Genomic DNA, 19,530 nt, shown 5'->3' on the forward strand with positions numbered 1-19,530 from the left:
ACTTAAGTCGATCTCTGTTTCTTTAAATATTTTAATTAACTCTCTTGTTGTGATAACATAATCAGTATCGTAGTTATCTCCTCTTGAGAACTCTTCTCTAGATGCTTCATATTTTTTAGCTAAACATGGCATTATAGCAACAGTTGTAATTTCATCTCTTTTAAATCCTTTTTCTTTTGCCCAAATATCTTTTGCAATAGTAGAGAAAATTTGCATAGGTGATTTAACTGTAGAAGGAATATCAAGCATATCAGGATAACTTTGTTCAATAAATTTAACCCAAGCAGGACAACAAGATGTTAGTATTGGTAATCTTACATTATCATCACCTTTAAAGAATGATTCTAATCTATGTTGGAATTCAGTAGCTTCTTCCATAATAGTTAAATCTGCAGCCCAAGTTGTATCAAAAACATAATCAACTCCAAGCATTCTTAAAGCACCGTTTATTTTTTTCTCAATATTAGTACCAGCTTCAAAACCAAATGCTTCACCAAGTGCAACTCTAACAGCAGGAGCCATTTGAGTAAGAACTATTTTACCAGGAGTACTGATATCTCTTAAGAACTTATAACTGTTATCTCCTTCATTAATAGCATTTACAGGACAAGCAGCAACACATTGCCCGCAGTGAGTACATCTATCAATATCAATTGAGTGTCTTTCTTTTATTCCACCTTTTATACAATGAACAGGACAAACTCTAGCACAAGCAGTACATCCAATACATTTACTAGTGATTCTAAATTTAACTAGCTGTGGACATTCACCAGTATAACATCTACTTTCTTCAATATGCTCTTCAAATTCATGATAAAAAGCTTCGATTGCTTCTTCAATAAAGTTATGCTTTTGACGAGTAGTTTCTTTTATGTTTTTAGAAAGTTGTCTTAAAAGATAAAGATCTCTCATATTTCCTTTTCCTTTAGAGATTCGATCTAAAACTCTTAAAGCTCTGTCGATTTCAAACTTAGCAGCTAAATACTCTCTGTACTCTCCTTTAGAAAGTTTTCCTAGAATGAATTCAATATAATATTTAGAAAATTGAACAATACAGCTTTCATTTGATAAAACTATTAAAGCTTTTGGTTGCTTTAAATCGAAAAAGTGATTGAAGTCAACAGTTGCATTTAAAGCAGATTTATCAGTAAAACCTCCAAAAGGTAAACCAAACTGAGCAGCTTTAAAATCACTACCATTTTTCATACCACCAGCTATTTCCAAAATTTCTTTTAGTGTTGCATTTTCAGGAATTTCATAAATTCCAGGGTTGTTAATTTTACCAGAGATTGTGATAAGTCTATTATCTCCAATAAGCCCTCCCATTAAATCACTTTCAATAAAAACAGAGCCTAAAGATGTTTTAAGTAGATTTTGTTTCTTGTTCATAAACACTCCTTTTTTTCTTATAGTTTTTTATTATATTTTTAAACAAAGTTAATTTTCTTTTTTTTATTTCAAAATTTACAGAATCTTTCATAGCTTCAATATTTTCCTGTATAATATTTTCAGTAAACACTAAATCTAAAGCTTCTTTATCTATTAAAAATTTGAAACATTTTATGAATTTTAAATATAATGTAAAGTGTTGTGTTTTATTAAAATCAAAGTGATATTTTTTATAGATATTTAGGAACTCTATTTTTAACTCTTTAGATAGATTCATTCTACAAAGAGTGTATAAAGGAACAAACTCTTTACCTTTTACATAGGTATTTAAATTTCCACCTAAAAGTAAGATCATTTCGAAAAGTATAGGATCTTTTTTTGTTATTAGAGCTCTATGTAAAGCTGTAAGTTTATCTTTTTTATCAAAAATATTTATATTTTTGTTCGTTATAAGTTCATCTAATTCAGTAACTTTATCTTCAAAGTTATTTAGGTTTTTAAAAGAATCTTTTAAGATTCCAGAACGAGCAGATTTTATACCAAAAGGATTATTTAAATTTTGATAAAAAACTAATGCTTCATTAAATCTTTTCATTTTTAATAATAAATCTCCAACAAAAGTAGAATCTTTTCTTTCTTTATAAAATTGAATTATTTTTTGCAACTCTTTTTGAGTAAATATATTTTGAGAAATACCATACTTAAGACCTTCTTTGATATCTTTATCTCTATAAGCAATACCAAATTTTTTATTGCATTCAGTTGCAGTAAAGAAAAGGTTGCTATCGATTGCTTTATCTATAATAAGTTTTCTATAATAAACTTCTTTACTTTTTAAGCTTTTTAAATTTAATTTTAAAATAGCTTCTTTAAATTTTAAATTAGAGATGTCATTTTCAATCTCTTTTTCTATAATCCAAGTTGGCTCACCAGCTTTTTCAAAAGCATATTGTGCTTCTTCAATTTGTTCAAGCTTATATAGTTTTATACCCTCTTTTAACCAGTCATCTTTTTCCACAGATATATTTTCACTATTTTTTTCGATATTTATATTATTAGTTTCAATTAAAAAAGTTTGAAGATTTTTTAAAACTTCATTGTTTTGAATTTTTTCTTCCATAATAATAAGCTTTTCTTGAGCTCGAGTAACTCCAACATAAAAAATATTAAAATATTTTCTGTATCTCTGATCATATTTTGTGGCTTTAGAAAATATTTTCCCCCATTGTTCGCTATAATTTGAAGAGAGATTGTAACAGATGATGTTTTTGTATTCAAGCCCTTTAATTTCACTAATCGTGAAAACTCTATGTTTATTATTTAGTCTTTCTAATAAAGATGTTTTAACATCAATATTAGGAACAATAATAGCAGAGTTTGGATTGTTTTGAGCTTTTTCTAAAAGTTCAAAATTTACACAGGTTAAGTTGACAGTACCATCCTTTTGAATGGCTACTTCTTTATAATCGTCACTTCCTAAGTTACCAATATATCTACTTCTCAGCTCTGCAAAATAGTTTGCTAAATCAACTATTTTTTTACAACTTCTATAGTTTTTAGATAATACTTTTAAGTTTACTTTTTTATTGTACTTTGAATAAAATAGATTTTTTATTCTTTCAAAATTAAAAAAGGTAGCATTAATCATTTGGTGTATATCACCAGCTAAAAAAGTATGCTCTTTGTTATCTATGAGAGAGATCAAAGAAAAAATTTGTACCTCTGTTAAATCTTGAACTTCATCAACTATTAAATAGTCAAATTTTATATTTTTTTGAATTAAAGAGATAGATAAATCGTTTAAATCAAATAGATTGTTAGAATTTAGCCAACGGTTATACTTTTGACAAACTTCATAAATAAAATTCCGAGAATGATTATCTAAAGTTGAGTATTTAGAACTTAAACTTAAATAGTCTTCTAAAGGAATACAGTTGTTAGAAAGAGTTCTGTTCCAATTGTCTGCATTTTTTTTTATCATAAGTCCTTTTATTATTCCATTTATTTCAGAATATACCTCTTCTATAGACAAATCAATTTTTTTCTTGTTTGGATATGAAAATTTAAAAAATTCTTTAAAATTTTTAAAATCTGCAACTTTGTTAATTGAGATGTTTAAAGATTGGCATAAAAACTCTTTTAAAGTAAAAAAATCTGCAGTTTTATTAGTAGGTTTTCGAAACTCTTTATACTGTTCAAAAGAGTTATCTTTTAAGTAACTGTTAGCAGTGATATATAAAATTTTAGAAAAATTGTAAATTTCATAATTTTCCTCTAAATTTAATAGTTTTCTGAGTGTAAGTGTACTTTTACCACTTCCAGCACTTCCAGCAATAAAATGTGGTGGAAGATCTGTTAAGCATCTGTATTGTTCATCATTTAAATAGTAATATTTGTATTTTTTATTCTGAAAATTTTGAATAAAATCAAAATCTTCTTTTATTTCATAAGTAATAAGATTGTTGTAATTAAAGAATTCTTCATCAATTCTTTCAATGTTATCCTCTTTATCAAAAATGATAAAATCTTTTAAGTTGCTTTCGAGAACCTCTTTTCTTTTTGCTTTTTTAATAGCCATGTCATGAGAGGAATATATTAAAAAAATAATATTACCTTCAGAATAATCTCTCGGAATAGAGTTTAAAAGAAAGAAGATTCTATCACCATTATCAACTCTAAATTCATATAAAGAGTCAGAGTTATTTATTTTTTTTATATAAAATCCCTTTGGCATCTCATGAGATAGACTGCTATTATTTTTAATTGTATTATAGAAAAACTGTAACCTATTAAGAACCTTTTCATTTTTTTCGAGAGGAATACTTTTGAAAAAATATTCAGTAATTAAAAATTTCATAAGCACTCTCCTAAAATAAGACTTAATTAGATATTATATTATTTTAGTTTAAATTTCAAGCAAATAACTATTAATATCTAAAAAAGAACCTGGATTAAACCAGGTTCTTCTTATTTGATGGTACATTTTTTAGTAAGTAAGTTACATCCACCTTTAAACTCAGGGAAATAATATCTAATAAGTGATGCAATAAAGTATTTATTAATTTCATTTCTTTTAATAAAAGCTTTAAAGTTTTTATTTAAATTTATTCTACTTATAAGTTCAGGAATAAAAATATTACCATCAATTTCATTTGAAACAACCATTTTTTTAAATAACTCAACTTCAGCTTGTGTCATATTAACAAAATTTATAAGTCCGATGAAAGATCTATCAAAACTTATTATTTTATTTGAATTATCAATGGCATTATTTAAAGAAACATTAGAATAGTTAAGTTTTTCTTGGATAAAACTTTTTTCTAAAATTTTACCTTCAATTTCAATAAACTTCTCTAATTCTTCAACTCTATTAAATCCTTGATCTCCGATTGTTAAAACACGACTGTTTCCATTTGTAGTCAAATTAAGATCTTGAGCAAAATGGTGTTTAAATAGTGAGTAAAAAACATGGTCAGAATAAACCCCAATATTATTTAGAGCATTTTCTAAATTTTTATACACAGCAATACTATCTATATAATTTTCATTAAAAGATAAAACAGTATCTTTTAAACTTAAAAAGTCTTCAATATTATATTTTATTTTATTTATATGGATATAAGTTCTTGAATCAGTCATGATTATACCATCTATTCTAGAAAGAAGCCCCTCTAATCTACGAGCTAAATATATAGCAGTACTATCATTTATATTTTTTATCTCATCAGAATAAAGATTATAATCTAGTCTTGAGTTTATATCCTCTACAATTAATTTTATAGTATTTTCATCAACTCTAAGAGGAGAATGAATCAATTTTACAAAGTAAAGTTCTAAAATATCTTTATACCCACTATTTTGAACATAATACTTACCATGTTTTTCATATCCTAATTTTGTTATGATTTTTTCTATTTCATCTTGCTCAATCCACTTAAAGCTTTTAAAACTACTTCTAATTGTTTTAACATTTTCTGTAGTTAGGATATTTGTAAATTCTAATGAATAGAATATTTTAAAGAATCTTTCTCTTTTATCAAAAAGGAAAAGATCTAAAAAATCAATATAGTAAGGTCTTGAAAAAATTTCGTTTCTTTTTAAAAAATTAACTAAAAAACGATATTCATCTCCAAAAATTGTATACATTTCATTTAAAGAAATTTCGTCTTTAAAATTTGATTGAATTTTTAAAGCTACATTTAAATTACTATTTTTAAATATATTACTAATAGATTGTTTTAACTTTATCTCTATTTGTCTAGTTCTTTCACGACTTATATTTCTGAAGGTTCCTATCTCTTCAAGTGTTTTGTTGTTTTCTAATCGATGGACTAAAAGTTGAATATCTTCTTCTGAAAGTGTATTTTTAACTTTTTTTAAAGTTTCTTTTAAAGGAAGAGTTGTAGTACATATTTCATATATTCTTTCTAAATCAGCATTAGAGATAGGCAGAGAATCAATATCTCTTTGAGTATAATTTAAAAAGTCACCGATTGTAATACCTTCAATATGTTTTATATTAAATATTATTTTATCTAAATCACAATCAATAATTTGCTTGTAGGTTTTTTGTTTTGAAAACCTTTCAGTAATTTCAGATAAATCGTTTTTAATATCTGCAATTCTTCCAGGCCCAACACCGGGTACTTTAGAGTAATTTGTTAGTAACTCTTCATCTATATCAGAAAGATAGATTGCCTTTTCTTCCTCACAAAAATTTAGAAACTTTATTTTTTTTTCATCAGGATAAATAAATCTATCAATTCTAAGGTAGTTGCACCATAATTTGTATGTACTCATCAAAATTCCCTCCCCAAAACTCTACTCCTAATATAAATCTAGGTTAAAGCTGTTTATATTTTTCTTTCAGTATTATATGATTCGTATATTTTTTTGAAATTATCAATCTCTTCTCTCGAAAAACCTATTTTATAGAGAGATTCAAAATTAAATGCTTCTAGTTCTATCATAAATTCAATATTTTGTTCTGATAAGATATTTAAAAATTTTCTTGATTTTTGATATATTTTTGTTACTTTATCCCCTTTCAATAAGAAAGTTTTCACATTCCAATCAATTTTACCATCTTTGTAGGCTAAGAATTTTTGAAGAGCTTCTTCACAGAATTTATCTTCCTTTAATATAGTATAAAACATATCTTCAGTTAACTCTTGTAGATATTGAATATTAAAATCATGTAACTTTTCTTTAACGCTAATAAATTTATTAGCGTTAAAGAAATGATTTAAATCAACTAAAAAAGAGTATTTCCATTGTTGTTTTGGAATAATATTATTTAAATTTATAAGATGTTCTTTTAGAACTTTATTTTCTTCTTGTAAATTTCTAAGGTTTTTTTCCATAAGTTGCCATTGCTTTGAATAGTCAGCATTAGGCTTAGATTGCAAAGAAGAGTAATTGTTAATAAGAACCTCTTTTTCCTCTAACTGCTTTTGAAGTGTTTTTAATTTTTGATTTAAAGTTAGGTTATTTTTTTCGAGTTCAGTAATGTTCTTATTATTAAAAATTTTAAATAAAAAACTCATTTTCTCCTCCCTTATAGATTGTTACATTTTTATATATAGTATTCAATACTAATTATAAGTATTATAATTCATTTTAATCAAAAATTCAATTTAAAATATATCATTATTCAAATATTTGACAATAATTGATACATAAAGTAATATATAATTATAAAAAAATGGTTTTATTGGAGGGTATTATGATACAAAAAATAGTAATGTATAATTTGATAGTGCTTACATTTGATGCTTTTACATATCTTTTTATGAATGAAAAATATAGAGGTTATTTAAAAGTAAATGATTACATTAGACTGTTTAAAAATCCAACTTATAGAAAAAGTATACTAACTAAAATTTTTATAGTTGATTTTTTGGTTGTTTTATTTTTCATTCTCTTCAAATAGCTTGTATTTATTGAAATTATATAAATTATGTATTGATTTATGTTGAGAAATACATTACAATATATAATATTGAAATTTTGAAAATTGGAGGAGTAATGTTAATAAGTAGAGAAGTTGATTATGGTATAAGAATAGTGCTTTTATTATGTGAAACAAGTAGAAAGATGGATGCAAAAGAGATTTCTGAAATATCGGGTGTTTCTATAAGGTTTACATTAAAAATTCTTGGAAAATTAACTTCATCTGATTTAGTAGAATCGTTTCGTGGTGCCAAAGGTGGCTATATAGCGGCAAAGAAACCGAAAGAGATTAGTGTGTATGATTTGATTCAAATTTTAGAAGGTGGAATTAAAGTTAATGGGTGCTTTGAAGACAAGACAAGTTGCTCGACTTCAAAGATGGCTTTATGTGGATTAAGATGTAAGTTAGATGAAGTAAATTTTAAAATAAAAGAAGAATTAAGAAAGATAACTATGGATAAACTTAAAAATTGTTCGGGATTATAATTCTTAATACTTTAAATAATAAAGGATTGTGAAGGAGATTTTAAAAATGCAAATTTTAAAAACAAAAGGTGTTTGTGCAAAAAAAATTGGTGTAAAATTAAATGGAGATATCGTTCAAAAAATAGAGTTTTTTGGTGGATGTGATGGAAATACACTTGCTATCGAAAAATTGGTTGAAGGAATGAAAATAGAAGACGTTATAAAAAAATTAGAAGGGATAGATTGTTCAGAAAGAGGAACATCTTGCCCAGATCAACTAGCTAAACTATTAAAAGAGTTAATTTAATTATTTTGTTAGGAAATAAGAATCCAGCTTTGTATATATCTTTGTAGAAGTTTTTACAACTATATATAAAGGAGGCCTCAAATGAAAAAAATAGTAGCAGGTTTATTTTTAAGTTTGGTTTTAGTTGGATGTTCAAATATGACATCTAGAGAAAAAAGTGCTTTAGTTGGAGCTGGAGCTGGAGCTTTGGTTGGAACAGTTATTACAGGTGATTCAAAAGGAGCCTTGATAGGAGCTGGAGTAGGAGCCCTAGGCGGAGCAGCAACAGATAATTATAAGAAAAAAGGAAATGTTTTAGGTAATTAAAAAAATAAAAAGCTACAGCTAAATTAATTTCGATTTAGCTGTAGCTTTTTTTAATTTTCTAAACTTTCATAATCATCTAAAGATTGTTGAACGTATTTAAAACCAATAAGTATTAAAGGTATATTTATAAAAACCATAATTAAGTTAGTTAAATCACTTATAATCCAAATATTATCAAGTTCAAGCCCAGACCAAACAGTTGCAACACCAAATGGTATAAATATAAGTGAAGATATAATTTTCATAATATTTAAAAAATATTTTTTTCTTGAAATTTCTGTAGCTGAAACTTCAATAAAAGCAATCATTCCTAAAATTGTTGAGAATGCAAACATACCGTAACACAGAGAAACTATTAATTGTATAGGAGTTTCTAAAAAATCAGGAGATAAAACTTTTAATGAGGTTATAAAATATCCTAACTTATCATTTCTTAAAACAGTAAAATCGAAAGTATCTATATTCCAGACATTAGCTATTATAACTAGAAAACCAGAGATTGTACAAATAACAAAAGTGTCTAGAAAAACTCCGAAAGATTGAATAAAGCCTTGTTCTACTGGATGTTTAGCATCAGCTGCTGCCGCTGCCATCGTAACGGTACCTTGCCCAGCTTCATTTGACATCAATCCTCTTTTAATTCCCTGCTGTAAAGCTATTCCAAAGGCTCCACCAAATAGTGCACTCGGGTTGAAAGCTTCACTGAAAACAGATATAAAGAAGAAAGGAACTTTATCTAAGTTTAATATAATTAAGAATATAGCTATTGTAAAGTAAGCTATAGCCATAGTTGGAACTATATAATCAGTTACAGAAGTAACTCTTTTAATACCACCAAATATAATAAAACTTGTTAAAACTATAATTATTATTCCGATTACTATGTATACATTGTCAGTTCGTGAATAAGTTTGTCCTGTTATTAATCCTGCAACAGATCCGAAAGCTGTGAACATATGAAAAACTTGAGATGGTAGTGTGAATAATGCATAAAAAATATAAGATGAGGCTATAAAAAAGCCAACAAATTTACTATTTTTTAAAAGTTTTCTACCATAATAAGCAATACCACCAACATAATCTCCACCATTTTTTTCTTTAAAAATTTGAGAAAGAGTTGCTTCTACAAAGCAAGTTGCCATTCCAAACGCAGCACTAACCCACATCCAAAAAAGTGCTCCTGGTCCACCAGTAAGAATAGCACCAGTAACACCCATTATATTTCCTGGTCCGATTCGAGTAGCACTACTTAAAAGAAAAGCTGCAAGAGGAGATATACCAACTTTTGTGTTATTTTTCTTTTTTAAAATTTGAAGACTTCTTTTAAAATATCTTATTTGAACAAAATTTAATTTTAAAGAAAAATAAATACCACATCCAATAAGTAATAAAATAGAGAGAGAGAAATTTCCAAGTATAGGAATACCTCTATAAAAATCTAAATTTCTAGGAAATTCCCATAAAAAATCAGTAATTGGTCCTAAGAAACTAAAAATATCGTTTACTTTGTTTAAATACATTTTCCACCACCCTTTAAAATTGAAAATAAACTATAATTTTCATCTAGTAAAATGTTACCATTTTTCTTTTTTCATTACAATCTTTTTATAGAATTTCTATTTTTTTGAATAGTCTTTGTTTTAGTATAATAAGATATTATTCTAGTTAAATTACGATAGCTAATATTTAATCTACTAGAAAGTTCATCTAAAGATTTAAAAGTAACATATCCATCATTATCTTCAATATATTTTATAAAGATATCTTTTGCTTTTAAAGTACTTTTATAGAAAATAGCTCGATTTGTATTTAGTAGTTTTCTATTTCCTTCTATAGCTAAGAATTTCCAAAAATTAATATTATTATTTAGGCTCTCTCTTGCAACTGTAAAAGGCAGTAAAATTAAAGTTACATCAGTTTTAGCAATAACATCAAACAAAATCTCTTCATCATTAATAAATTCAATGTCACCAAATATTTCAAGTGGTTTTAAAACATTTAAACAAACTTGATTTCCATTATCAAGAATACAAAGAACTTCAACAGTTCCTTCAACAAGAAAAAAGATACTGTTGGCTCCTTTGTGAGCTTCTAAGATATATTCGTCTTTCTTGTAATGTTTAACTAGTAAACGTTCTCTAATTGGTTCTATCAAAATGTCATTTAAATTGAAGAAATCAATATATTTTGATACTTTATTCATAAAATCTCCTCTTTGGGACAGATGTCCTATCTATTATATAATAAATTATATATCATGGAAATAAGAAAAAAGCTAGAAAAAATTATATATTTCAAATAAAATAAAAGAGGTGGAATTATGAGAGCAGTAGATATTATACAAAAAAAACGTGACAATATTATATTAAATTCAGAAGAAATCCAATTTTTATTAGAGGAATATTTACAAAATAGAGTTCCAGATTATCAAATGTCATCATTTTTAATGGCAGTTTACTTTAATGGTATGACAAAAGATGAATTAAAAGTATTCACAGAGCTTATGATGAACAGTGGTGAAGTTATAAAATTTGATGGAGTAGAAAAATTTTTAATAGATAAACACTCTACAGGTGGAGTGGGAGATAAAACTACAATAGCTTTAGCTGGCTTATTTGCAGCTTTTGATATAGGAACAGCTAAGTTATCAGGAAGAGGATTAGGTCATACTGGTGGTACAATAGATAAGTTTGAGGCTATACCAGGATTTAAGTTCCCAGATAGGAGAGATGAACTAGTAAAAATGGTGAATTCTGTAGGAACAGGAATTATGGGATATTCTGATACAATTGTACCTTTAGACAAAAAATTATATTCTTTAAGAGATGTAACAGCGACAGTATCGAGCATACCTTTAATAGCTAGTTCTATAATGAGTAAAAAATTAGCTGTTTATGCTGATGGAATTATATTGGATGTTAAAGTTGGTTCTGGAGCTTTTATGAAGAATTTAGATTTGGCAAGAGATTTAGCAAAAACAATGATCGATATTGGAGATTCTTTTGATAGAAAAGTTGTAACTTTATTGACTGATATGGATCAACCTTTAGGTTATGCTGTTGGAAATACTAATGAAATTATAGAAGCGATAGAAACTTTAAAAGGTAGAGGACCAGAAGATTTTACAGAGTTGGTAGAAACTATAGTTGCTACAGCATTACAGATAAAAGGTGATGTTAAAACTTTAGAAGAGGGAAAGATAAAAGTAGCAAAAGTTATAAAAAATGGAGCAGCACTTCAACACCTAAAAGATTTTATAGAGGCAGCAGGAGGCAATCCATCTTTAGTAGATGATTATAAACTTTTACCACATCACAAATCAGAATATGAATTTAAAGCTATAAAATCTGGATGGATATCAAAAATAGAAGCAGAAGAGGTTGGTAAATCAGCTATGGTTTTAGGAGCTGGGAGAGCTACAAAAGATGATGTAATAGACCATTCAGTTGGAGTTTTATTAAATAAAAAAGTTGGAGATTATGTTCAAGTTGGAGAAGTCCTAGCAACTGTGCAACACAATGGTAAAAATTTAGATTCAGCAATAAAATTCTTAGAAGGTGCATATACTATTGTAGAAAAAAAGGTTGAAAAAAATAAAGTAATTCTAGAAATTTTATCGAATATCGGGTTATAATAGATATTAGTAAAAACAGTAATAAAATATGAAAAATAAATTTAGGAGGAAAAATGAATTTAAACAGATATATTGATCACACAGTATTAAAAGCTACAACATTACCAAAGGATGTTTTACAACTTTGTAAAGAAGCTAAAGAGCATAACTTTTACTCTGTTTGTATAAACGGATCTTATGTGGAGTTAGCAGCATCAGAGTTAAAAGGTACAGAGGTTAAAGTTTGTGCTGTTATAGGATTCCCACTAGGTGCGATGAGTACTAAATCAAAAGTTTTTGAAGCAAAAACTGCAATTGAAGATGGAGCTTCTGAAATAGATATGGTTATAAACGTTGGAATGTTAAAAGCTGGAGAAATAGAGTATGTTAAAAAGGAAATAGCGGCTATAAAAGAAGCGATTGGAACTAATATATTAAAAGTTATAATAGAAAATTGTTATTTAACAGATGATGAGAAAAAAGTTGCAACAGCACTTTGTTTAGATGCAAAAGCTGACTTTGTAAAAACATCAACTGGATTTGGGACAGGTGGAGTTACTTTTGAAGATATTAAACTTATGAAAGAGATTGTTGGAGATAAAGCTGAATTAAAAGCTGCTGGTGGAGTTAGAGATTTAGAAACAGCAGAAAAATATATATCTTTAGGTGTAACAAGATTAGGGACAAGTTCTGGAGTTGAATTAGTGACTACAGGAACTGCTGATCCAAACAAATATTAATTATGTATAGAGATTATTTGAAAGATCTATTATCAGAAGATTCATTAAATAACTTACTGAGAGTTTCCCACTGCGAAGAGTTTAAAGTAGGGGAAACTCTTTTTTTAGAACACTCTTTCTGTGATAATATATATTTTGTAATTGATGGAAATGTTACAGTTTATAAAGATAATTCTGATGGAAGAAGAAAAATAATATACCTATTACCAGAGGGTTCTTTTTTAAATGAAGCTATTATATATGATGAAACTGAAAAAACAAGTATCAGTTGTGATGCTTTTACAAATGTTAGGGTTTTAGTAATTCCTGTAAAAGAGATGAAACGTCTTATTGATAAACATCATGATTTAGCAATACTTATAATAAAATCTCTTTCAAAAAAAACAAAACGTCTTTATAGACAACTTAAAAATACAACAACTATATCAATGTCAAAACGAATAGCAGCAAAATTGTGGAAACTTTCAAAAGATTTTGGATATGAAATAAAGGAATTCCATGGATTTACAGTAAAAGTAAATAATACTTATTTAGCTGAAATGTTGGGAACAAATAGAGAAACGGTTTCTAGAGGAGTTAAAAAACTGAAAGAACTCGGATTGGTTAAAGTTGAAAATAATGAGATTTTTATTCAAAAATCAAAAATCAAAGATTTTTACAGACAATAATACATAATATTAAAGAAGAATAAAATAAATAATAGGAATAGTTTTAAATTTATGGTATAATTACTAATAAATTTAAAATAATCAGGAGGAATAAATGACTAATAATGACGTTCTAAGAAGAGTTAGATACGCTTTAAGAATAAATGATAAAGCTATGTTAGAAGTTTTCAAATTAGGAGGATTCGAATTAACTTTAGAAGAGTTAGCTCCAATTTTAAGCAAGCCAGAAGTTGAAGGTTTCAAAAGTTGTAGCAATCAACATTTAGTTGAATTCTTAAATGGACTTATAATCTACAAAAGAGGAGTTCAAAAAAATGCACCAGTAAGAGAAGAAGAAACTTTACCAAACAATAAAAACATAAATAACTATATCTTAAGAAAATTAAGAATTGCTTTAAACTTTAAAAGTGAAGATATGATAGATGCTTTCAAAACAGGTGGAGTTGAAATGTCAGAATCTGAATTAAGTGCTATATTCAGAAGACCAGATCACAAAAACTACAGAGAAGCTGGAGATAAATACGTTAGAGTATTTATATCAGGAATAACTGAACTTTTCAGAGGCGAAAAATAATAAGATTATAAATTGACCTGAAAAGAATTTATTTTTTGTCAATATGAGGATGTGTGATTAAAGTCACACATTTTTTTATATAGAAAGTAATAGAATGCTATTATAAAAAAAGTATAAGAGGTGAAAGATGAAAAAATTATTAACAACTGATGAATTTAATAAAGTGTTATCGAATTTATCAAAAGAGTATGATGTATATGCTCCAGTTACACTTCCTTTTAAAGGAACTTTCTCTGATACTGATTTAGTTAAATATGAAAAAGTAACTACATTAGAAGAGATTAATTTAAAGGATAAAAGTCATTATTCAGCTAAAGAGATTCTACTACCTATAAGACAAACAATATTTTACTTTAATGAAAATGAATTTAAAAAACCAGAAGGAAGAACAAAAAAAGCTTTGATTTTATTAAGAAGCTGTGATCTACATGCAATTAATAGAGTTGATAATATATATTTAAACAACAAATTTGCAGATGAATATTATGCTGATGCAAAAAAAATGGTGAAATTTGCTGTTATAGGTTGTTCAGGTAAAGGTTGGGAAAGCTGTTTCTGTGCTTCAATGGGAACTAATAACATAGATAGCTATAATTTAGGATTAACTTTTAAAGACGGTGAAGTTTATAGTGATATTAAAGATGAAGAGTTAGTTCAATTCTTTAATGATGGAAAAGAATCAGAATTTAGGATGGAATTTGTAACTGAAAATGTTGAGAAAGTAACTATTCCAGAAAACATAGAGTTATCTGAAATCATAAATGATGAGATGTGGAGAGATTATGATAGATGTATAAAGTGTGGAAGATGTAACTTTGTATGCCCAACTTGTACTTGTTATACTACTCAAGATATATTTAATAGAGACAACTCTAAAACTGGAGAGAGAAGAAGAGTTTGGGCTTCTTGCCATGTAGACGGATTCACAAATATGGCTGGTGGACATGAATTTAGACCAAAAGCTGGAGATAGAATGAGATTTAAAGTTATGCATAAAATTTCAGATTATAAAAAGAGATTCGGAACTCCAATGTGTATTGGTTGTGGAAGATGTGATGATGTTTGTCCAGAGTATATCTCTTATATCAATTGTATAAATAAACTATCAAAAAAGTTAGGTGATAAAGATGAGTAATATATATATGCCCGAAAAAGGTGAAATTATATCAATAGTTAGAGAAAGTTCAATAGAGTGGTTGTTTAAAGTTAAAACGACTATAAAGCCACTACCAGGTCAATTTATACAACTTTCTATTCCTATGGTTGGAGAAGCACCTATATCAGTTGCTGACTGTAATCATGAAGAAGGATGGATAGAGTTTTTAATAAGAAAAGTTGGAAAAGTAACAGATGCAATTTTCAATTTAAAAGTTGGAGATTCAATATTTTTAAGAGGAGCTTATGGAAATAACTTCCCTCTTCATCTTTATACTGGGAAAAAAGTTATAATTGTAGCTGGTGGAAGTGGAACTGCTCCAGTTAGACCACTTATAAAACAACTTATAAACGATGGTACGACAGAGCTTGAGCTAATTTTTGGATTTAAAGACCAAGATTCTATTTTATTTAAAAAAGAGATAGAAGCATGGAGAAAAAAAGTGCCTATGATTTTAACTGTAGATAAAGGATGTGGAATTGATGGAGAGTGTGTTGGATTAGTTACTGAGTATATCCCACATTTGAGATTACATGAAGGATTCGAAAATTTAGAGGTTATTATAGTTGGACCACCTATGATGATGAAATATTCTGCATTGGAGTTTTTAAAGTTAGGAATTCCTGAAGAGAAAATTTGGGTTTCTTTCGAAAGAAGCATGTCTTGTGCTGTTGGTAAATGTGGACATTGTAAAATAGATGAAACGTATGTTTGTTTAGAAGGACCTATATTTAATTACGTAAAAGCTAAGAAGCTTTTAGATTAGGAGGAGAAGATGGCACTAGAACTAAGTAGAAAGAGTTTTACTAAAAATGGATTTAGAGTAACAAAAGATAGAAAAAAAACAGCCCTAAGAGTTAGAATTCCAGGTGGTGAAATAACTGCTGAACTATTAGTTAAAGTTTCTGAAATAGCTTCAAAATTTGGAAATGGAAAAGTTCATCTTACAACTCGTCAAGGTATTGAGATAAAAGGCATTCATATAACTGTTGTTGATGAAGTAAATAAAGAGATTCAAGATTTAATTGATGGATTCGAAATAAATCAACCGAATGGTGTTGGAAATGGTTATCCAGCAGCAGGTACAAGAAATATAACAGCTTGTATTGGAAATAGTGTTTGTCCTAAAGCACAGTATAATACAACTGAATTTGCAAAAAAAGTAGAAAAAGAAGTGTTTCCAAATGATTTCCACTTTAAAATAGCACTAACTGGTTGTCCTAACGACTGTATAAAAGCTAGAATGCATGACTTTGGTATTGTTGGTATGGCTATGCCTCTTTATGAAAAAGAAAGATGTGTTAGTTGTGGAGCTTGCGTTAAAAAGTGTAAAGGTCTATCTACAGGAGCTTTAAGAGCTGAAAATTATACTGTAATTAGAGAGCATAGTAAATGTATTGGATGTGGAGAGTGTGTAATAAACTGTCCTACTTCATCTTGGGTTAGATCTGATAAAAAGTATTATAGACTTGCTATTATGGGAAGAACAGGAAAGAAAAATCCTAGAATGGGTGAAGATTGGCTTTTATGGGCTGATGAAGAGAATATTTTAAAGATAATTAAAAATACATATAAATATGTTGATGCACATATCAATAGAGCATTACCAAAAGAACATATTGGATATATTGTTGATAGAACAGGATTCCATGAGTTTAAAAAGTTTGCTTTAGAAGGTGTAAAACTAGAAGATGTAACAATTGAAAGAAACATGGTTAACTGGAATGGAATAATCTATTCTGGTGCTGAAAATGATATAGGTAAATAAAAAAAACCAGCTCAAGCTTAAAAGTTCGAGCTGGTTTTTTTATTTAAAGGAAATTTGGATATGTTTAGTATAAAAGAATTAGATAGGTTTAGGTTACACTTATCAAAATATAATAAATTAAATTTCAGAGTATAATGGAGGATTAAAATGAAAAGTATCACTAAATTTGATTTACAATATGCACATAGATTTTACAAGTTTAAAGGTGAAGCACAATACCTACACGGACATACAGGAACATTGATTATTGAAGTAGAAGATTCTATAAATGATGGTGTAAATATGGTGTTTCCATGCAATGAAATTCAAAAAACAGCTTGGGAATATTTAAAGAATTTTGATCATGCACTTATTTTAAGACATGATGATCCTCTTTTACCAGCTATATTAAAAGTATATGAAGAAACTCATCTTAAAGATGGGACACCTCAAAACAAAATGAAAGGTCATGCATTTAAAACTGAACTTGCAACAGCGTATCCAGAATCACGTTTGGTTGTAACAAAAGAAACACTAACGGTTGAAGGAATGATCAAGATAGTTTATGACTTGTTAAAAGACGAATTAAACATCTCTAAAATTACTTTTAGTAGTGGAGCAAATGCAGCGTCTCAAGAATATGAAGTGATAAAAACTATTGAGCGTTGTCCTCTTTGTGGAATTGCTTTACACAAAGATGGTAGTTGTTCAAAGTGTGGATATAAAAAATAGAAATAACTCATTATATAGTCATGAAAAAAGGTTGCAGAGTAAAATTCTGCAACCTTTTTTTTGAATTTTATAAGTTTGATTATATTATCTATCTTTTCCAAATTCAAAATATATATTTGATAAAATCTCAAATTGTTCTTGCTTAAAATCATATGTTAAATTTTTTAATAAACTTTCTTGAAGTTTTTCACTTTTTTGTGAATATATAAGAGTAAGTTGTTTATCGTATCTCATTCCAAGAGAAGTTCCTATTTTCCATTTTAGAAAGTCATCAAAAGTATCTTTACTGTATTCTTCTGGAATTAAAACTTTTTCAAAATTAATTTTATTAAAAACTTCTATAATAAGTTCAAATCTTTTTTCTTTAACATGTTTTATTGCTATCAAAATATCAACTCCGTTTCTAAATGAATTTTACCACTACGACATAAAAATTGCAAACTTTATTCTGTTCTATAAAGGATTTCTCTTAGAAAAAGAGTATACTTGTGATAGAATGTAATTTTTCTAGATTTTAGGAGGTATTTGATGAAAAAAATATTATTTGTACTTACATCTCACGGTGAACTAGGAACAACTGGAAAAAAAACAGGTATATGGCTTTCTGAACTTGCAGAACCTTATTTTACTTTTAAAAATAGAGGCATAGATATAACAATAGTTTCTTTAAAAGGAGGTGACGTTCCTGTTGATCCAATGAGCTTAAGTGAATCTCATAAGAATCCTTTAGCAAAAATATTTTTAGAAGATGATATGAACTTATTAAAAAATACTTTAAGCTTAGATAAAATTGATTTTCATCAATATGATGCGATTTTCTATCCTGGAGGTCATGGTCCTATGTGGGATCTTTCAGAGAGCGAAGAAAATGGAAAATTGGTGTCAGATTTTTTCAACAATGGAAAAATTGTATCAGCAGTTTGTCATGGAACAGCAGCTTTTTTAAAAGGAATTAATGATAGAACAGGTGAGCCGATGATTAAAAATAGAAATATAACAGGATTTTCAAACTCAGAAGAAATAGCTGTAGGACTTCAAGATATAGTTCCATTTCTTTTAGAAACTAAGATTAAAGAACTTGGTGGAAAATATTGGAAAGGTGATCAAAATTTCAGCTCTTATGTTGTTATTGATGGACCTATTTTCACAGGACAAAATCCAGCTTCTGGAATTCTTGTCGCTGAAAAGATAATAGAAGAACTTTATTCATAAAAATATATAAAACCACTATTGAAGATAATTAATTTTATATTTCTAATTTTTTAAGTAAATAAAAAATTAATACTGTTATTAGTGGTTTTAATTATAGTAATTTTAGTATAGGAACAGTTGAAATATCTAAAAAAGTAATCGCTGAGCCAGTAGTTAATTGGCTTATGCACCTTTATACGATATTTACACTAGAGTTTGATTAGATTCTGCATCTGAATATGATAAGATGGAGATAAATGAAATGACAAATAGAATGAAAAAGATACAAAAAACTTAGGTTTTGAAGTTGATTTAGGAGGACAAGAAAAATTACTGATAAATTTGAGTTAGGATTTCGCTATAAATTCAACTTTTAATCCATTTTGATAATAGAATAATTCAAAATTAGATATTTATACAAGATAGTCATTCAAAACGACTATCTTTTTTTTGTTATTATTATATTACAAATTAAAAAAAATGTATATTTATTTAATACAAAACACTTTGAAGTAGAAAAAAGTGTGGAAGTGTAGTATAATTGTTCTATATAAATATAAGAATCTGTTAACTAAAGATGAAAAATAGGTCCAATTCCTAAAAAAGGGATAAAGATTTTCGACTTGAAATATTTTTGTAAAAAAATGATATCACAAAAAGACATAGCTTGTCTATGCCTTAAAAAGAATA

At 27.4% G+C, this 19,530-nt stretch carries 20 protein-coding genes; 13 read left to right on the top strand and 7 right to left on the bottom strand.

The features are described from left to right. The 4 genes from ACRCZX_RS02510 to ACRCZX_RS02525 form a co-directional block, all read right to left on the bottom strand. Nucleotides 1-1,389 (bottom strand): [Fe-Fe] hydrogenase large subunit C-terminal domain-containing protein (locus tag ACRCZX_RS02510; protein WP_438581366.1); only part of this gene is annotated, 1,389 nt, incomplete at its 3' end. Continuing rightward, on the bottom strand, nucleotides 1,364-4,246 hold the full coding sequence (locus tag ACRCZX_RS02515; protein ID WP_438581367.1) for a UvrD-helicase domain-containing protein: 2,883 nt from the start codon (nucleotides 4,244-4,246) through the stop codon (nucleotides 1,364-1,366). The genes ACRCZX_RS02510 and ACRCZX_RS02515, both read right to left, overlap by 26 nt. A 110-nt stretch (nucleotides 4,247-4,356) precedes the next feature. Then, nucleotides 4,357-6,189, bottom strand: coding sequence for a sigma factor-like helix-turn-helix DNA-binding protein (locus ACRCZX_RS02520; RefSeq protein WP_438581368.1), 1,833 nt, complete (start codon nucleotides 6,187-6,189; stop codon nucleotides 4,357-4,359). 53 nt (nucleotides 6,190-6,242) lie between these two features. Continuing rightward, the gene (locus ACRCZX_RS02525) at nucleotides 6,243-6,935 is read right to left on the bottom strand and encodes a hypothetical protein (protein WP_438581369.1); all 693 of its coding nucleotides are present in this window, start codon (nucleotides 6,933-6,935) and stop codon (nucleotides 6,243-6,245) included. Between the two features lie 179 nt (nucleotides 6,936-7,114). On the opposite strand from ACRCZX_RS02525, the gene ACRCZX_RS02530 reads away from it, so the two are divergent. The 4 genes from ACRCZX_RS02530 to ACRCZX_RS02545 all read left to right on the top strand — a co-directional run bounded on the left by ACRCZX_RS02530 (nucleotide 7,115) and on the right by ACRCZX_RS02545 (nucleotide 8,419). Continuing rightward, nucleotides 7,115-7,321, top strand: coding sequence for a hypothetical protein (locus tag ACRCZX_RS02530; RefSeq protein WP_438581370.1), 207 nt, complete (start codon nucleotides 7,115-7,117; stop codon nucleotides 7,319-7,321). 95 nt (nucleotides 7,322-7,416) lie between these two features. Then, entirely contained in the window at nucleotides 7,417-7,827 is a 411-nt protein-coding gene (locus ACRCZX_RS02535; protein WP_438581371.1) for an RrF2 family transcriptional regulator, read from the top strand. Between the two features lie 46 nt (nucleotides 7,828-7,873). Then, complete coding sequence (locus ACRCZX_RS02540) at nucleotides 7,874-8,113, top strand: TIGR03905 family TSCPD domain-containing protein (RefSeq protein WP_438581372.1); 240 nt, start codon at nucleotides 7,874-7,876, stop codon at nucleotides 8,111-8,113. Nucleotides 8,114-8,194: 81 nt separating this feature from the next. Further along, nucleotides 8,195-8,419: a YMGG-like glycine zipper-containing protein gene (locus ACRCZX_RS02545; protein ID WP_438581373.1), complete on the top strand. Its 225-nt coding sequence runs from the start codon at nucleotides 8,195-8,197 to the stop codon at nucleotides 8,417-8,419. Nucleotides 8,420-8,469: 50 nt separating this feature from the next. Here ACRCZX_RS02545 and ACRCZX_RS02550 read toward each other — a convergent pair whose 3' ends face one another. Continuing rightward, the gene (locus ACRCZX_RS02550) at nucleotides 8,470-9,939 is read right to left on the bottom strand and encodes an alanine/glycine:cation symporter family protein (protein ID WP_438581374.1); all 1,470 of its coding nucleotides are present in this window, start codon (nucleotides 9,937-9,939) and stop codon (nucleotides 8,470-8,472) included. A gap of 74 nt (nucleotides 9,940-10,013) precedes the next feature. Beyond that, nucleotides 10,014-10,622, bottom strand: coding sequence for a Crp/Fnr family transcriptional regulator (locus ACRCZX_RS02555; RefSeq protein WP_438581375.1), 609 nt, complete (start codon nucleotides 10,620-10,622; stop codon nucleotides 10,014-10,016). Nucleotides 10,623-10,739: 117 nt separating this feature from the next. Here ACRCZX_RS02555 and ACRCZX_RS02560 point away from each other — a divergent pair, with 117 nt between their 5' ends. From ACRCZX_RS02560 to ACRCZX_RS02595, 8 genes are all read left to right on the top strand, one after another. After that, on the top strand, nucleotides 10,740-12,053 hold the full coding sequence (locus tag ACRCZX_RS02560) for a thymidine phosphorylase (protein ID WP_438581376.1): 1,314 nt from the start codon (nucleotides 10,740-10,742) through the stop codon (nucleotides 12,051-12,053). Nucleotides 12,054-12,106: 53 nt separating this feature from the next. Next, a complete protein-coding gene (deoC, locus tag ACRCZX_RS02565) occupies nucleotides 12,107-12,772 on the top strand; it encodes a deoxyribose-phosphate aldolase (protein WP_438581377.1) in 666 nt (221 codons plus the stop codon). 17 nt (nucleotides 12,773-12,789) lie between these two features. After that, the gene (locus tag ACRCZX_RS02570; RefSeq protein ID WP_438581378.1) at nucleotides 12,790-13,440 is read left to right on the top strand and encodes a Crp/Fnr family transcriptional regulator; all 651 of its coding nucleotides are present in this window, start codon (nucleotides 12,790-12,792) and stop codon (nucleotides 13,438-13,440) included. 94 nt (nucleotides 13,441-13,534) lie between these two features. Beyond that, on the top strand, nucleotides 13,535-14,014 hold the full coding sequence (locus tag ACRCZX_RS02575; RefSeq protein ID WP_438581379.1) for a DUF1456 family protein: 480 nt from the start codon (nucleotides 13,535-13,537) through the stop codon (nucleotides 14,012-14,014). 127 nt (nucleotides 14,015-14,141) lie between these two features. Beyond that, on the top strand, nucleotides 14,142-15,149 hold the full coding sequence (gene asrA / locus ACRCZX_RS02580; protein ID WP_438581380.1) for an anaerobic sulfite reductase subunit AsrA: 1,008 nt from the start codon (nucleotides 14,142-14,144) through the stop codon (nucleotides 15,147-15,149). Further along, complete coding sequence (gene asrB, locus ACRCZX_RS02585; RefSeq protein ID WP_438581381.1) at nucleotides 15,133-15,936, top strand: anaerobic sulfite reductase subunit AsrB; 804 nt, start codon at nucleotides 15,133-15,135, stop codon at nucleotides 15,934-15,936. Before asrA ends, asrB begins: the two co-directional genes overlap by 17 nt. Before the next feature lie 9 nt (nucleotides 15,937-15,945). Beyond that, entirely contained in the window at nucleotides 15,946-16,938 is a 993-nt protein-coding gene (gene asrC, locus ACRCZX_RS02590) for a sulfite reductase subunit C (protein WP_438581382.1), read from the top strand. Between the two features lie 147 nt (nucleotides 16,939-17,085). Then, on the top strand, nucleotides 17,086-17,649 hold the full coding sequence (locus tag ACRCZX_RS02595) for a 6-pyruvoyl trahydropterin synthase family protein (RefSeq protein WP_438581383.1): 564 nt from the start codon (nucleotides 17,086-17,088) through the stop codon (nucleotides 17,647-17,649). 84 nt (nucleotides 17,650-17,733) lie between these two features. Here ACRCZX_RS02595 and ACRCZX_RS02600 read toward each other — a convergent pair whose 3' ends face one another. Beyond that, on the bottom strand, nucleotides 17,734-18,036 hold the full coding sequence (locus ACRCZX_RS02600) for a hypothetical protein (RefSeq protein WP_438581384.1): 303 nt from the start codon (nucleotides 18,034-18,036) through the stop codon (nucleotides 17,734-17,736). Nucleotides 18,037-18,177: 141 nt separating this feature from the next. Here ACRCZX_RS02600 and ACRCZX_RS02605 point away from each other — a divergent pair, with 141 nt between their 5' ends. Then, the gene (locus ACRCZX_RS02605) at nucleotides 18,178-18,861 is read left to right on the top strand and encodes a type 1 glutamine amidotransferase domain-containing protein (protein ID WP_438581385.1); all 684 of its coding nucleotides are present in this window, start codon (nucleotides 18,178-18,180) and stop codon (nucleotides 18,859-18,861) included. The last annotated feature ends 669 nt before the right edge of the window (nucleotides 18,862-19,530 follow it).

Source organism: Cetobacterium sp., from assembly GCF_051658645.1.
Taxonomy (GTDB): Bacteria; Fusobacteriota; Fusobacteriia; order Fusobacteriales; family Fusobacteriaceae; genus Cetobacterium_A.